The sequence below is a fragment of the Nonomuraea coxensis DSM 45129 genome, assembly GCF_019397265.1.
Taxonomy (GTDB): Bacteria; Actinomycetota; Actinomycetes; order Streptosporangiales; family Streptosporangiaceae; genus Nonomuraea; species Nonomuraea coxensis.
Map to the genome: position 1 here is coordinate 127,402 of NZ_CP068985.1, position 14,370 is coordinate 141,771.

Sequence of the window (14,370 nt, forward strand, 5' to 3'; positions counted from 1 at the left end):
CGTGCCCCAGCACGGGCATGGACTCCACGGGTCCGGAGCGGACACGATCATCCTTTCGATAGAGGTCGTCCCCTACGTAACGACGCAGGCGGCCTCTATGTTTCCGGCGTGGCGCCCGCAACACCCGTCACAGGCGTCTTTCGGGCGCGTCCGGGCCGCTTACGATCTTTTGGTTCCCGGTACTTTTCCGTGGAGCAACCTTGGTGGCACTCCGCAGAGTCGGGGGGTTCGACGTACCGTCTATGACATACCGAAGGGAAGAGGGCGAAGTGTCTGAGGACGACCGGACGCGAGCCATGCGCTCGCCGGGCGACGGACGCCCGCTGCCGCCGAGGCCGGACGACGGTCTGCGCTCGGGCGGCGCTCCCGCCCACCAGACGCCGCCCCTGAGAGGGGCGAACGCTCCCACTCACAAGCTTCCCACCGTCCCGCCGGCACCGGGGACGCCCTCTCCCCGCGCCGCGGACGAGGGCGCTCCGCCGCAGGGGCGCTCGCGCGTCTACGGGCGGGAACGTTCCGGCGGCGGCCCGGTCCGGCCGCTGCGCTCGCCGTCCGGGGGGAGCGGCGGACCGCCGGAGCAGGGCCGCGGCGGGCCCTCCAGGGCGCCGCGCAGGCGGCCGTCCGGCCGGCTCATCGTCAAGATCATCGCGGCGGCCCTGGTGGCGCTGCTGGTGACGGGCGTGGGCCTGCTCTTCTGGATCGACTCGCGGCTCACCGGCATCGAGGGCGTGCTCGACGACTACGAGGGCCGTCCCGACGACACCCCCGGCACCAACTGGCTGCTGGTCGGCTCCGACAGCCGCAAGGGCCTCTCGGCCCGCGAGCGGAAGAAGCTGGCGACCGGGCGGGCCGTCGGGCAGCGTACGGACTCGATGATGCTGCTGCACATCCCCGACGGCGGCGACAAGCCCACGCTGGTCAGCCTGCCGCGCGACTCCGCCGTCACCATCCCCGGCAGGGGCCGCGACAAGCTCAACTCCGCCTACGCCTTCGGCGGGCCCAAGCTGCTCGTCCGCACCGTGGAGACCGTCACCGGCATCCACGTCGACAACTACATGGAGATCGGGTTCGCCGGGTTCGTGGACATCGTGGACGCGGTCGGCGGGGTCGAGATCAACGTACGGGCCGCCGTCGACGACCCCAAGGCCGGGCTCAAGCTGAAGAAGGGCACCCAGGTGCTCAACGGCTCCCAGGCTCTCGGCTACGTACGCACCAGGAAGGGCGGCCTGCTGCCCGACTTCGAGCGGACCAAGCGGCAGCGGCAGTTCCTCGGCGCGGTCGTGAAGAAGGCGGCCAGCCCCGGCGTGCTGCTCAACCCGTTCACGTCGATCCCGCTGGCCATGAGCGCCACCGACGCCGTCGAGGTCGACACGGGCACGGGCGTGTTCGACATGCTGTCGCTCGGGCTGTCGATGGGCGACAGCCCGGTGACGACCGTGGTGCCCTTCGGCGGGGAGGAGAGCGTGCCGAGCGGCGGCACGGCGATCAAGTGGGACCGCACCAAGGCGCTGGCCCTGTTCGACGCGCTCAAGGAGGACCGGCCGGTGCCGAAGGACGTGATCGACGCCAACTGAGGCCGCCCTGCCGGTCGGCCGGTCAGCCGCCGCCGCCGGCGGTGGCCGCGACCGTGGCGGCGGTGATCGCGGTGACGGTGGCGGCGTTGATGGAGGCGATCGTCCTGGCCACCGCGTCGCCCGCCCAGGCGCCCTCGGAGATCTCCTTCACGCGCTCCTTGCTCGCCCCGGGGAACGCCTTGCGGTCGAGCTTGGCCGCGTGCATGACCGCGATCAGGGCGGCGGTGCGGGCGTCGGGGTCCGCGCCGCCGAGCACGCTCGCCACCCGCTCCCTGACCTCGGCCTCCACGCCGGGGTCGGCCTCCGGCCAGCGCGTGACGGGGAAGAGGCCGAGCACCTTGCCCCGCTGCTCGGTCAGCACCCCGGCCTCGGCGAGCCTGGTCAGCAGGCGCGTCCGCAGCTTGGACGACTGCAGGCGCTGCACCCACCAGGCGGGCTTGCGCTCCTTGTGTTCTCCGGCGACGCGGCTCAGCACGGCCTTCAGCTCGTCGTCCAGTTCGTCATCCGGCTCGTCGTCGCCGAGCGGTGCGGTGCCGGTGAGGACGAGCTTCTTGTCCGACAACTCGACGCGGCCTTCGACGGCGAGCTCGGCGAGGAGCGCGCCGGCCAGCGCGGGGTCGAGCTGCATGGTGCTGATGAGCTGCTTGCCCTCGTCCTCGCTGTAGGCGAGCAGGAGGAGTTCTTCGGCGATCGTCACCTTCATGCCCCGACACTAATCGCCCGGCGCTTTCCACAGGCTGTGGATGGTCCGGTGCGCACCGTACGCTGGGGGCATGCCGGAACTTCCCGAAGTGGAGTCTCTGGCCCACTTCCTGCGCGAAAGGGCGGTGGGCCGGTCCATCATGGCCGTCGACGTGGTCGGCATCCAGGCGCTCAAGACGTTCGATCCGCCGGTCACGGCGCTCGGCGGGCTGACCGTGACCGGGGTGGCGAGGCACGGCAAGTTCCTCGACCTCGACTGCGACGGGCTGCACCTGGTCATCCATCTGGCGCGGGCCGGATGGCTGCGCTGGCGCGACGACCTGTCGGGGGCCAGGCCGGTGCGGCCGGGCAAGGGCCCGCTCGCGGCTCGGGTGCGCTTCGCGCCGGACGACGAGGGCCTGGCGCCGGGGTTCGAGCTGACGGAGGCGGGGACGCAGAAGCGGCTCGCCATCTATGTCACGAAAAATCCGGACGAGGTGCCCGGTGTCGCCGCGCTCGGCCCCGACCCCCTCGACCCGGCCTTCACCGTGGACGCGCTGAAGCGCATCGTGGGCGGCAACCGTACGCAGATCAAGGGCCTGCTCCGCGACCAGAAGATCATCGCGGGGATCGGCAACGCCTACTCCGACGAGGTGCTGCACGCGGCGCGGATGTCCCCGTTCAAGATCGCTGGAACGCTGACCGACGCGCAGGTCGCCGACCTGCACGAGGCCATCGTCACCACGCTCGCCGACGCCGTCGAGCGGGCGCACGGCCTCGCGGCCAAGGACCTCAAGGCGGAGAAGAAGTCGGGCCTTCGCGTGCACAACCGGGCGGGGCAGCCCTGCGACGTGTGCGGCGACACGATCCGCGAGGTGTCGTTCGCCGACTCCTCGCTGCAGTACTGCCCCACCTGCCAGACGGGCGGCAAGCCGCTGGCCGACCGGCGCATGTCCAAGCTGCTCAAATGACCTCGCGCGGGCGGGACAATGGAAGCATGACTGTTCCTGAGACCGAGGCCGGCGCGGTTCCCGCTGACGCCTATCTGCTCGACGTGCGCGAGCAGGACGAATGGCTCGCGGGCCACGCGCCGCACGCCGTGCACATCCCCATGACCCAGATCCAGGGCCGGGTCGGGGAGATCCCGGCCGACCGCACCGTCTACGTCGTCTGCCGGGTCGGCGGCCGGTCGCTGCAGGTCGCGGCCTGGCTCAACCAGCTCGGGCGCGACGCCGTCAACGTCGGCGGCGGCATGCAGTCGTGGGAGGCCGCGCGCCTGCCCATGGTGAGCGAGACGGGCCAGGAGCCGTTCGTGGCCTGATCGGCCGGAGACGATCCTCATATGGCGCTTTCGACGCCATTGGGGCATCATGAGGGCGAAAACTGCAGATTGTCGCGGGAGCTCGGGGTTCGCCGGGCTGAGAGGGCAGCTTTCCAGCCGCTGCCGACCGCCTGAACCTGTCCGGGTAATGCCGGCGTAGGGAGCGTGCGATGGCGCAGGTCGCCGACGAAGTCCCCCTGACCCTCGACGGCGCGTCGCCGAAGACGCTGGGCGTCCTCGACCAGGGCGCCCTCTGGGCCAACCTCGGTGTCAGCCTCCTCGGCTTCTCCGGGGCGCTGTTCCTGCTCGACCCCCTCGGCAACGCTCCGCTCAGCCTGGCGGCCGCGCTCGTCGCGGCGCTGGTCGGCAGCCTCATCGGCACCGCCATGGTGGGCCTGTCCGCCGTCCCGGGAACGCAGACCGGGCAGCCCGCCATGGTGCTGCTGCGCGGGCTGTTCGGGGCGAGGATCTCCTACGTCCCCACGGTGCTGAACATCGTCCAGATGCTCGGCTGGGGGGCGTTCGAGCTGTGGGTGATCGCCAAGGCCGCCACCGCGATCTTCGGCGGGGTGCCGTACCAGGTGTGGGTGATCGCCGCCGGGGTGCTCACCACCGCGCTGACGATCTGGCCGCTCGGCTCGATCCGGCTGCTGCGCCGCTACGTCACGGCCGGCGTGATCGTCTCGATGCTCTGGTTCACGTGGTTCTTCCTGAACGAGGCCCCCACGCACGCCGGCGGCTCGTGGACCGCCTTCCCCGCCGCCGTCGACTACGTGATCGCCCTGTCGGTCTCCTGGGTGCCGATGGCCGCCGACTTCGCCCGGCACTCCCGCTCCAGCCGGGCCGCGTTCACCGGCGTCGTCGGCGGCTACACGCTGGCCCAGGTCGCCTGCCTGGGGCTCGGCGTGTACGCGGTCGCCATCGCCGGCTCCGCCGCCGTCACCGCCGACAGCACGGCGGTCTTCGCGCCGTTCGTGGCGGCGCCGCTCGGCGCGCTGTTCTTCGGCATCCTGGTGCTGCGCGAGACCGACCAGTCGTTCGCGAACGTCTACTCGACCACCATGTCCCTGCAGAACCTCATGCCGCGCGTGGACCGGCGGGTGTTCTCGGTCGCGATCGGCGTGCTGACCGTCGCCATCGCCCTGGTCGTGGACGTGACCTCCTACGGCGCGTTCCTCGGCGTGATCGGCGCGGTCTTCGTGCCGATGTTCGCCGTGCTGGCCGTCGACTACTTCGTCTTCGCCCGCGCCGGCTCCTGGAACACCGCCGAGGACGCCCCCTCGCGCCGGAGCATGCTGGTGCCGTGGGCGCTCGGCTTCGTCGCCTACTGGCTGACCACCTCGACGCCCACCGTCGCCGCCTGGGACGGGATCTGGGCGGGCCTTCGCGACGCGATCGGCTTCACCCGCCAGCCGTGGATGAACGGCGCGCTCGGCGCGGCCCTGGTGGCGGCGCTGGTGACGCTGCTCGCCGGGGCTCTCACGGCCCGATCGAGGCGCGCCGTTCGACGTTGAGCAGGTGCTGCTTGGCGGCGACGCCCCCCGCGTAGTCGCCGAGCGCGCCGTCCTCGCGCACCACCCGGTGGCAGGGGACGATCACGCAGAGGGGGTTGGAGGCCAGCGCGTTGCCGATCGCCCGCAGCGCGCGCGGCCGGCCGATGCTCTCGCCGATGCTCTCCAGCGTCGTGGTCGTGCCGTAGGGGACCGCCATCGTCTTCTGCAGCACCGTGCGCGCGAACGGCGTGGCGAGCGCCAGGTCGACCGGCGTGGCGAAGGCCCGCAGCCGGCCCGAGAAGTAGGCGTCCAGCTCTCTCCGCAGCGGGTCGAGGCGTCGCGGGTCGGGGCCGATGAAGCGGCCCACGCTCCGGCTGATCAGCTCGAAGACGTCGTTCTCCGGCTCGAAGGAGCAGGCCACGGCGCCCTTGCCGGTCACCGCCAGCACCAGCCGGCCCACGGCTCCGTCGTAGGTGCCGAACGCGATGTCCGGTGAGTCCCCCCGGTAGGTGCTGGAGGTCACGCGCAGCAGGGCGTCCAGTTCGCCGCTCGTCATGCCCTCGCCCCTCCCGGAATTGTCGTGACCGCAGCGTATCGGACGGATCGCCCGACGCACCCACCGCGCCACGTGCACTATGGAGGAGTGGGGGACCAATGGGCCGGTAGTGACGACGAGATCGCCCGCGCGGTGCTCGCCAGCTCGCCCAACGCCGTCGTGGCGGTCGACAGGGACCAGACCGTGCTGGTCTGGAACGAGGCGGCCGAGCGGCTGTTCGGCTGGACGGCCGCCGAGATGCTGGGTCGCCGGGCGCCGATCGTCCCGGCGGAGCTGACCGCCGAGCACAACGCGGCGCTGGAGCGCGTACGGACCGGCGGCCAGGTGTCGGTGCGGACCAAGCGGCTCGACAGCGCCGGCGACCTCCTCGACGTGCGGGTGGACATCAGCGCGCTGCGGCTCGGCAGCGCCGTCGCCGGCTACGTGTGCGTGCACCACCTGACCAGGGCCGACCAGGTCGCGAAGGACCGCATGGCGCGCCGGGCCAGGCTCGTGCGCCGGCTGACCGACGTGGTCGGCGACATCAACTCCGACCTGGAGCTTTCGGCCGTGCTCGACCGCATCTCGGCCAGCCTGACCGAGCTGACCGGGGCCGACGCGGGCGGGTTCGTGCTCATCGAGGGGGAGCGGCTGCGGCTGGTGAGCACGTACCAGTTGCCGGACGGCCTCCGCGGCACCACCACCGACCTGCGGACGAGCCTCGTGGACCGGCTCTTACGCACGGGCAGGACCGTCATGCTGGAGTCGAGCGGGCTCGACGACCTCGTGTGGGCCCGGCTGGACGGCCTGCACACGATCGCGCTCGGCCTGGCCGCGGTCGGCGGCCGGCCCTACGGAGCGCTCTACGCGCTGTTCGCCAGGAGCACCCCGGGCCACCTGGAGCTGGAGCTGCTGGAGCTGCTGGCCGGGCACGCGGGCATCGCGGTCGGCAACGCCGTCGCCTACCAGGAGGCGGTGCGGCAGCGGGCCCACGAGCGGGCCGTGTTCGACGCGAGCGCCGACGGCATCGCCGTGCTCGACGAGGCCGGGCGGGTCGTGCGCTGGAACCCGGCCGCCGCCGAGATCACCGCGATCCCCCCGGAGGCCGTGCTCGGCGGGCCGCCGCCGTTCCCGCTGCCCGCGCCGGGCGAGAAGCTCACCTTCCAGCTGGAGACCGGGCGGTGGCTGGACGTGGTGGGCGCGCGGATCGAGGAGACCGGCGAGGTCGTGGTCGACTTCCGCGACGTCACCCGGGCCAAGGAGCTGGAGGAGGCCAAGGACCTGTTCCTCGCGACCACCAGCCACGAGCTGCGCACGCCGATCACGATCGTGCGGGGCTTCGCCTCGACGCTCGACGCCCGCTGGGACAAGCTCGGCGACCTGGAGCGGCGCGCGGCCGTGCACACGATCGCCGAGCGGGCCAGGTCGCTCGGCCAGCTCATGGACCACCTGCTGCTCGGCGCGCGGGCCGGGGCGGACGAGCTGAAGGTGCGCATCGAGGAGTTCGACCTGGCCGAGCGCATCCACGTGGCCACGCTGGGGCTGCCCGTGCTGTCGGACCGGCACCGGGTGGAGGTCGCGATCGGCGGCGAGCTGCCGTACGTGCTGGGCGACGCGCTCGCCACGGACATCGTGCTCGGGCAGCTTCTGGAGAACGCCTTCAAGTACTCGCCCAAGGGCGGGCTGATCACGGTGGGGGCGTGGCCGGAGGACGACAACGTGGTCGTCGTGGTGGACGACGAGGGCGTCGGTATCGCCGCTCCTGACCGGGAACGGGTCTTCGAGCGGTTCGTCCAGGTGGACAGCGGCGACCGGAGAAGGTTTGGTGGAGTAGGGCTCGGGCTCTACATCGTCCGCAGCCTGGCGAGGGCACAAGGGGGAGACGTGAGCGCACATCCGAGACCCGGCGGGGGCACCAGGATGCGGCTGGTGCTGAAGGGTTCCGGCACTATCGGATCCGACACACCGATGCGGTAACGAGGTGGTCACGGTTGAGCTGATCTATCTTCCAATGTGTACAAGCTGTGATCGAGATGCGGTTTCTGGGATCGAGTAACGGGGCATTTCGGTCGTACCGGGGAGTGTTCCCGCGGGGGGCACAGGGAACGGGGAGGTGGGTGTGTCAAGCGTGGTGCTGCTGCCGTACGCGCCGTCCAGCGTCGCCGTCGCCCGCCAGCGTCTGAGCACGGACCTGCAGGACAGCGGGGTCTTCGCGACGGCGATCGACGACGCGGTGCTCGTCGTGAGCGAGCTGTTGAGCAACGCGCTGCGGCACGCGCACCCGCTGCCCTCGGGCATGGTGAGGGTCGCCTGGCTGCGCAGCGACGAGCACATCGAGGTGGCGGTGAGTGACGGGGGCGCCGCGACCGAACCACGGGCGGGGCGGCCGACCCTGTCCTCGCTCGGCGGGCGGGGGCTCGGCATCGTGGAGTACGTGGCGGAGAGCTGGGGAGTGCGCCATGACGGGGACACGACGACGGTGTGGGCGATCCTGCCCGCTCCTCAGTCGGCATCGATGAACGGGCAGGTCGCGGCGTTGAAAGAGGCCGGCTAGCCGGCCTCTTCTCATGTCAGGCGCTCGCGCCGGCGACGCGGCGGTGGAGCACGGCCCGCTCCGCGGTCGCCCACGCGCTCGACACCAGCACGTAGAGCCCCGCCGCCAGCGGCAGCACCAGCACGAGCACCAGCGCGAAGACCGAAACCGGCACACTGACCAGACCGTAATTCGCCACCAGGCCCGCGACCTGCTGCCCCAGCGGCGCCCCGAAGAACGTGTGCCCGGCCAGCGCCGTCGGATGCGTCGCCACCCGGTACATCAGCCACAGGAACGGCACCTGCCCCAGCATCGGCAGGAACCCGGCGAACGGCGAACTGCCCTCGGCGGCGTACAGCGCCCTCGTCTCCGCGGCCAGCCGCTCGGGGTCGCGCGCGTGGCGCTTCCTGAGCGCGCCGAGCTGAGGGGCGAGGCGTTCGCGGATCCTCGCCGTACGGGCCTGGCGCACGTTGAGCGGCAGCAGCAGGAGCCGTACGGCGAGCGTGAGCAGCACGATCGCGAGCGCGGCGTCACCACCGGCCGCGCCGACGACGAACGCGACAAGAGAGTCGATGCAGGATCGCCACCAGGGTGATCCCGGCCGGCTACGGGTCGAGGAGGAGCTGGGTCACTCCGAACGCGAGGACTTGCTCATCACGGTGACCACCACGAACACGAGCAGAGCGATCACACCCACGATCAGGACGAGCTTGAACAGTCCCGCGAGCAGCGGCAGCAGGAAGTTGAACACCACGAACAGGCCCAGCAGGGCCCCTATGACGGCCATCACGACTCTACTCATGAGCCCACCGTACGTCCTCCGGGCAGGGGCCGCGAGGCTTACGGAGTGATGACGGGAGCGACGGTCCCGGGGGCGTGAGCCGTACCGTGAAGTCGTGAACACCCGCATCCTGGTGGTCGAGGACGATCCGACCGTCTCCGAGGTGGTCGCCCGCTACCTGGAGCGTGACGGGCACGAGGTCGAGTGCGTGGGCGACGGGGCCGAGGCGCTGCGCCGGGCGCTCGCGCACCCGCCCGACCTCATGGTGCTCGACCTCATGCTGCCGAGGCTCGACGGGCTCCAGGTGTGCCGGAGGCTCAGGGAGCGCTGGCCGGTGCCGGTCATCATGCTGACCGCGCTCGGCGAGGAGATCGACCGGGTGGTCGGCCTGGAGACGGGGGCCGACGACTACGTGGTCAAGCCGTTCAGCCCGCGCGAGCTGGCCCTGCGGGTGCAGTCGGTGCTGCGGCGGGCGCGGGGCGCGTCCGTGACCGGCGGCACCGGGGTGCTGCGCGACGACGACCTGACGGTGGACGTCGGGGCCCACGAGGTGCGCCTGCGCGGCGCCGAGGTCATGCTGACCGCCCGCGAGTTCGACCTGCTGGCCTACCTCATGCGCAACCCCCGCCAGGCGTTCAGCCGGTCGGCGCTGCTGAACCAGGTGTGGGGGTGGTCGTTCGGCGACTCGTCCACCGTGACGGTGCACGTGCGGCGGCTGCGGGAGAAGATCGAGCCGGATCCGACCGCGCCGCGCAGGATCGTCACCGTGTGGGGCGTCGGCTACCGCTACGAGCCGACGGAGAGCTGATGGAGCAGGGCGGTGTTCCGGCGGCGGCCGTAGCGGTCGGGGAGCTGCCGATGGTCGTGGCCGTGGCGGCCGGGCTCGGGCTGCTCGTGGCGCTGGCCGGCATCTGGGCGATGGGCCGGCTGCGGACCCGCTCGATCGGCGTGATGCTGGCGGTGGTCGTGGTGGTGGCCGTGGCGGCCACCCTGGCCGGCGTCGTGGCGATCACCGCCAAGATGATCATCGAGGGGCCGGTCAAGGACTTCGTGCTGAGCGTGGTGGCCGTCGGCGGGCTGGTCGGCCTGGGGGTCGCGTTCGTGCTGTCCAAGCGGGTCGTGCGGGAGAGCCGCCGGCTCGTCGCCGCCGTGCGCGAGCCGCCGTTCCAGGCGCCCCAGGGGCTGCCCGCCGAGCTGCAGGAGATCGCGAACACCCTGGAGGAGGCGTACGCCCGCGAGCGGGCCCTGGAGGGCGCGCGGCGCGAACTGGTGGCGTGGGTCAGCCACGACCTGCGTACGCCGCTGGCCGGCATGCGGGCCATGGCCGAGGCGCTGGAGGACGGCGTGGTCTCCGACCCCGGGACGGTCGCCCGCTACCACGGGCAGATCAAGCTGGAGGTGGAGCGGCTGTCGGCCATGGTGGACGACCTGTTCGAGCTGTCGCGCATCCACGCCGGGGCGCTGCGGCTCTCGCGGGCGCGGGTCGGGCTGGGCGACCTCGTCGCAGACACCGTCGCGGGCGCGGAACCGCTCGCCCGCGCCAAGGGCGTGCTGCTGACCGCCGAGGCGGCGGACGCCGCGGTGCCCGTGGAGGCCGACGCCGGCGCCCTGGGGCGCGCCCTCGGCAACCTCGTGGTCAACGCCATCAGGCACACCCCGTCGGACCGGGCCGTGGTGCTGCGGGCCGGCGTGGACGAGGGCATGGCGTGCCTGTCCGTCGCCGACTGCTGTGGAGGCATCCCGGAGGAGGACCTGCCCCGCGTGTTCGAGGTGGCCTTCCGGGGGGAGAGCGCGCGCACGCCGACGGCCGACGGCGGGGCCGGGCTCGGGCTGGCCATCGCCCAGGGCATCGTGGAGGCGCACGACGGGGTGATCGGGGTGGTCAACGACGGGCCGGGGTGCCGGTTCGAGATCCGGCTGCCCCTGTGCTGATCGTGGCCGGCGTCTGACGGCCGAGGGACGCGGGCTGGTCGGCGGCGGGCTGGGTGGCGGCGGGCTGGTCGGCGGCGGGCTGGGCGGGCGCGGCGGAGGTGTCGTCGGCGGGCGGGGCGGGCGTGCCGGAGGCATCCTGGGAGTCCGTCGTCTCCCGCTGGGGGCCGAACGACTCCAGCATCGCCCGGAACGTCGGACACGGCCACCGCCACATGCAGCTGCGGCACCGCAGGATCGGATGCGCCGCGTCGCTGGTGATGCCACCCGCGTCGCGGGGCTGGTGCAGGTCGAGCAGCCTGAGCCCCAGCTCGGAGAACCTGAGCAGGTCGGGACGCGCCCCCGCCAGGAACTCCAGGTCCTCGCGGACCAGCCGCGTACGGATCGGCACGTAGCCCTCGTGGTTGAGCAGGCCACGCAGCCGCGCTGCTTCGTCATGCCATGAGTTGGCCTTCTCCGTACGGAGAAGGATGGACTCCAGCCGGTCGCGGAGCCCTTCGCGCTGTGGATCTTCGGGGTTCTCGGTCTTCATCGACGTGGGGCCCGTCACCGTGCCCTGGTCCCTCCCTCTGGATGCCGCGGCGGGTGTTCAGGTGTCACGCTGTCAAGCTTCGCGTACTCTCCGTGCCTGTGGAGCCCAAACGGAGGACAAAAACCTGTGCTCGCCCTATCGGCGTGACAACGTGACCGGAAGCCTCCGCGCCGCTAGCCTGCCCATGTGGAGCTCAAGGTCTCGACTCGATCACATGCCGGGTTCGCGCTCGTCGCGGTCACCGGGGAAATCGACCTCTATACGGCGCCTCACCTGCAGTCCGAGTTCACTCGGCTGCTGCAGGAAGGGCCGAGCCGGGTGGTCATCGACATGTCCGCCGTGGATTTCTGCGACTCCACGGGCATGAACGTGCTGCTCTCGGCGCTCAAGAGGATGAAGGAGCAGGGAGGCACGCTGGAGGTGGCCTCGCCCCGTCCCGCCGTACGCAAGATCCTGCAGGTCACCGGACTCGACTCGGTGTTCACCGTGCACGAAGAGGTTCCGCAGGAGTTCCTCATAACCGAGGGCTCATGACGGGGGACACCGCTGTCGTCATCCCGGCGGCCAACGAGGCCGAACGCATCGCGACCACCGTCAAGGCCGCCTCGGCGCTGCCCGGCGTGGACCTCGTGGTGGTGGTGGACGACGGCTCACGCGACCTGACCGGCAAGGCGGCGCGCGCCGCCGGCGCCCGCGTGGTGCGGCACAGCCGCAACCGGGGCAAGGCGGCCGCGATGGAGAGCGGGGCCGAGGCCGTACGCCTCCTGGACGGGGACGCCGCTCCGCGCCACCTGCTGTTCCTCGACGCCGACCTCGGCGACACGGCCGCCGCGGCGGCGCCGCTCGTCGAGCCCGTACGCGCGGGCACCGCGGACATGACCATCGCCGTCTTCGCCACCAGGGTGAAGCTGGGGGGCCACGGGTTAGTCGTCCGCCTGTCCCGAGAGGGCATCCGCCGCGCGACCGGCCTGGAGCTGGCCCAGCCGCTCAACGGCCAGCGCTGCCTCACCCGGGCCGCCTTCGAGGCGGCGCGTCCGCTGGCGCACGGGTTCGGCGTGGAGACGGCCCTCACCATCGACCTGGTGCGCAAGGGCTTCCGGGTCGAGCAGGTCGAGGTCGAGATGGCCCACCGGGCGACGGGAACGGACTGGCGGGCGCAGCTCCATCGCGCGACCCAGCTCCGTGACGTGGCACGGGCGCTCGCCACCCGCGACCCGGTGGTCGTCCAAAACCTGAACAAACTTCACCCCAACCGCTGACCACCACCAGGGCAGGACGAGCACGAGCCGCCGGCCCCTCGTGACGCGCGCCCCCGCCCCCGAGGGGTCAAGAGAAGGCCGACTTCCTCGGGGCCGGGTCGTCGGTCCAGCCCATCCGCTTGACCACGTACGCGGAGGATCCGTCGCCCTCCTGCACGGCGAGCAGGTTCCCGCTGTCCCGATCGATGATGATCTGCTGCCGGACGGGCGCTTCGCCGTAGGTCAGCGCGACCCCGATGCGGCCGTCGAGGTCGGCGACGTCGTTCTCGACCCGCACCCCCGGCAGGCCGGCGAGCACGCGGTAGAGCGCGGCCCTGGTCGCCGGGGTGCTCTCGGTGTCGAGAAGGAGCCGTTCGCTCACGGCCCACAGCCACGGCCCCGGGGCCTCCTGGCCGTTCGCCCGCAGCAGCTCGGCCTTGAGCGCCTCAGGCTCGGTGGGCAGCTCGGTGACGGGCTTCCCCGCCGGCCCCACAGGGGTGAGGCGCGCCGTTCCCGACCGGCAGCCGTCGCACAGGTCGGGCGAGCCCGCGTCCTTCCACGCCTGTTCGTCGGCGGGCGTGAGCGGCTTCGCGGAGATGGGTGAGCGCTGCCTCTCATACCCGTCCTCGCGATCCCGGCTCACCCACAGCACGTCGCTGACCCGCTGCTCGACCGTGTAGGTCGCGGTCCTCCGCAGCGCCACATGCACCATCTCCCGCCGCCACCACGCCCCCGTACCGGGGGGCTGGGCGCCCAGCCGGTCGGCCGCCGCGGCGAGCACCGCGTCCGCCTCCGGCGCCGAGGCCGTCAGGACGCCGGTCCCGCCCGGGGGCGGCATCGCCACGAAGACCCCGCCGATGACCGCGGTGACCGCCACCGCCGCGAGTGCCACCCTGGACCAGAGCGGCGGGTGCCACCTCCGGGCGGCGCCCAGCACCCGGGCGCGGGCGGCCGTCACCGTGACCTGGCCCGCGGGCGGCGCCTGCGGCATCACCTCGTCGATGAGCTGGAACTCCCTCATCACACCTCAACTCCCAACGCGTCACGAAGCTTGGTCCTGGCCCGGCTGAGCCGGGAGGCGACGGTGCCGTAGGCGATGCCGAGCGCCGCCGCGACCTCGTCGTAGGTCAACTCGCCGTAGGCGATGAGCAGCACGACGTCCCGTTCGCCGCGCGACAGCCCGGCCAGCGCGGCCGAGAGCCGACGTACGGTCACCCGAGCCGCGACCCGATCCACCACCCGCTGGTCATGGCCGTCCTCGGCCTCGGGCGGCCCCGACCTGGCCAGCGCCCGATAGCGCCGCAGCTCGGCACGGCGGTGCCGGCCGATGAGCTTGGTGGCGATCCCGTACAGCCACGCTCTGACGCCGCCTTTGGCGGCGTCCAGACTGTCGCGGCGGCGGAAGGCGATCAGGAAGGTCTCGGCGGCGAGATCCTCGGCGACGTCAAGGTCGAGGCGGCGGGCGATGTAGCGGCGGATCTCCTCGTAATGGGCATCGAAGAGGACGGAGAATCGCTCGGGATCGGCGACCTCTCCGTCGAGGAACGTGGTCATCCATGGTCTCCCTCTCCGGTGATGTCGGACACTAGTGATTGCCCGATCGCCGCCGGCCCTTCCGTCCGGGTTCGTCAGCTGGGGTCGCCTGGCCGCCTCCCGTTGTCCACAGGCGTCCGCCGTGCGGGCGAAGGCCGTCCGCGCGTGTGCTGGAATACGCGGGTGACTTCGGAGACGCGGCACGACACCGCGCGCGGGC

The 14,370-nt window shown here is 72.1% G+C and carries 17 protein-coding genes and 1 riboswitch; of the genes, 10 read left to right on the forward strand and 7 right to left on the reverse strand.

The window, feature by feature from the left end; translation table 11 throughout:
• The first annotated feature begins 269 nt into the window (after positions 1–269).
• Complete coding sequence (locus tag Nocox_RS00615) at positions 270–1,574, forward strand: LCP family protein (RefSeq protein WP_246649707.1); 1,305 nt, start codon at positions 270–272, stop codon at positions 1,572–1,574.
• A gap of 22 nt (positions 1,575–1,596) precedes the next feature.
• Here Nocox_RS00615 and Nocox_RS00620 read toward each other — a convergent pair whose 3' ends face one another.
• Positions 1,597–2,277 carry a GOLPH3/VPS74 family protein gene (locus Nocox_RS00620; protein WP_020542353.1) on the reverse strand — a complete coding sequence of 227 codons (681 nt, stop codon included), beginning with the start codon at positions 2,275–2,277 and terminating at the stop codon, positions 1,597–1,599.
• A gap of 70 nt (positions 2,278–2,347) precedes the next feature.
• Here Nocox_RS00620 and Nocox_RS00625 point away from each other — a divergent pair, with 70 nt between their 5' ends.
• From Nocox_RS00625 to Nocox_RS00635, 3 genes are all read left to right on the forward strand, one after another.
• Positions 2,348–3,226: an Fpg/Nei family DNA glycosylase gene (locus Nocox_RS00625; RefSeq protein ID WP_026214158.1), complete on the forward strand. Its 879-nt coding sequence runs from the start codon at positions 2,348–2,350 to the stop codon at positions 3,224–3,226.
• Between the two features lie 26 nt (positions 3,227–3,252).
• Positions 3,253–3,576: a rhodanese-like domain-containing protein gene (locus Nocox_RS00630; RefSeq protein ID WP_020542355.1), complete on the forward strand. Its 324-nt coding sequence runs from the start codon at positions 3,253–3,255 to the stop codon at positions 3,574–3,576.
• A gap of 64 nt (positions 3,577–3,640) precedes the next feature.
• Positions 3,641–3,756: riboswitch (TPP riboswitch) on the forward strand.
• Positions 3,747–5,090, forward strand: a complete 1,344-nt coding sequence (locus Nocox_RS00635) for a purine-cytosine permease family protein (RefSeq protein WP_020542356.1) — start codon at positions 3,747–3,749, stop codon at positions 5,088–5,090. It overlaps the preceding riboswitch by 10 nt.
• Here Nocox_RS00635 and Nocox_RS00640 read toward each other — a convergent pair.
• On the reverse strand, positions 5,056–5,625 hold the full coding sequence (locus Nocox_RS00640) for a methylated-DNA--[protein]-cysteine S-methyltransferase (protein ID WP_020542357.1): 570 nt from the start codon (positions 5,623–5,625) through the stop codon (positions 5,056–5,058). The genes Nocox_RS00635 and Nocox_RS00640 overlap by 35 nt on opposite strands.
• Positions 5,626–5,712: 87 nt before the next feature.
• Between Nocox_RS00640 and Nocox_RS00645 the strand changes: the two genes are divergently transcribed.
• Both Nocox_RS00645 and Nocox_RS00650 read left to right on the forward strand, forming a co-directional pair.
• Positions 5,713–7,581: a sensor histidine kinase gene (locus Nocox_RS00645; protein ID WP_020542358.1), complete on the forward strand. Its 1,869-nt coding sequence runs from the start codon at positions 5,713–5,715 to the stop codon at positions 7,579–7,581.
• Positions 7,582–7,723: 142 nt separating this feature from the next.
• Entirely contained in the window at positions 7,724–8,158 is a 435-nt protein-coding gene (locus Nocox_RS00650) for an ATP-binding protein (RefSeq protein ID WP_246649708.1), read from the forward strand.
• A 16-nt stretch (positions 8,159–8,174) separates the two neighbouring features.
• Here Nocox_RS00650 and yidC read toward each other — a convergent pair whose 3' ends face one another.
• Both yidC and Nocox_RS00660 read right to left on the reverse strand, forming a co-directional pair.
• Positions 8,175–8,651: a membrane protein insertase YidC gene (gene yidC / locus Nocox_RS00655; protein WP_020542360.1), complete on the reverse strand. Its 477-nt coding sequence runs from the start codon at positions 8,649–8,651 to the stop codon at positions 8,175–8,177.
• Between the two features lie 114 nt (positions 8,652–8,765).
• On the reverse strand, positions 8,766–8,939 hold the full coding sequence (locus Nocox_RS00660) for a hypothetical protein (protein ID WP_157382948.1): 174 nt from the start codon (positions 8,937–8,939) through the stop codon (positions 8,766–8,768).
• A gap of 94 nt (positions 8,940–9,033) precedes the next feature.
• On the opposite strand from Nocox_RS00660, the gene Nocox_RS00665 reads away from it, so the two are divergent.
• Together Nocox_RS00665 and Nocox_RS00670 are read left to right on the forward strand one after the other, a co-directional pair.
• Positions 9,034–9,726 (forward strand): response regulator transcription factor, encoded by a 693-nt coding sequence (locus tag Nocox_RS00665; RefSeq protein ID WP_020542362.1) that lies wholly within the window; start codon positions 9,034–9,036, stop codon positions 9,724–9,726.
• A complete protein-coding gene (locus Nocox_RS00670; protein WP_020542363.1) occupies positions 9,726–10,850 on the forward strand; it encodes a sensor histidine kinase in 1,125 nt (374 codons plus the stop codon). Before Nocox_RS00665 ends, Nocox_RS00670 begins: the two co-directional genes overlap by 1 nt.
• Here the strand turns inward: Nocox_RS00670 and Nocox_RS42675 are convergent.
• Positions 10,801–11,397, reverse strand: coding sequence for a hypothetical protein (locus Nocox_RS42675; RefSeq protein ID WP_246649709.1), 597 nt, complete (start codon positions 11,395–11,397; stop codon positions 10,801–10,803). The genes Nocox_RS00670 and Nocox_RS42675 overlap by 50 nt on opposite strands.
• A 168-nt stretch (positions 11,398–11,565) precedes the next feature.
• On the opposite strand from Nocox_RS42675, the gene Nocox_RS00680 reads away from it, so the two are divergent.
• Entirely contained in the window at positions 11,566–11,913 is a 348-nt protein-coding gene (locus Nocox_RS00680) for an STAS domain-containing protein (protein WP_020542365.1), read from the forward strand.
• On the forward strand, positions 11,910–12,638 hold the full coding sequence (locus Nocox_RS00685; protein ID WP_020542366.1) for a glycosyltransferase: 729 nt from the start codon (positions 11,910–11,912) through the stop codon (positions 12,636–12,638). Before Nocox_RS00680 ends, Nocox_RS00685 begins: the two co-directional genes overlap by 4 nt.
• Before the next feature lie 67 nt (positions 12,639–12,705).
• Here Nocox_RS00685 and Nocox_RS00690 read toward each other — a convergent pair whose 3' ends face one another.
• Together Nocox_RS00690 and Nocox_RS00695 are read right to left on the reverse strand one after the other, a co-directional pair.
• Complete coding sequence (locus tag Nocox_RS00690) at positions 12,706–13,638, reverse strand: CU044_5270 family protein (RefSeq protein ID WP_020542367.1); 933 nt, start codon at positions 13,636–13,638, stop codon at positions 12,706–12,708.
• A complete protein-coding gene (locus Nocox_RS00695; RefSeq protein ID WP_020542368.1) occupies positions 13,638–14,171 on the reverse strand; it encodes an RNA polymerase sigma factor in 534 nt (177 codons plus the stop codon). Before Nocox_RS00695 ends, Nocox_RS00690 begins: the two co-directional genes overlap by 1 nt.
• Positions 14,172–14,370: the final 199 nt, after the last annotated feature.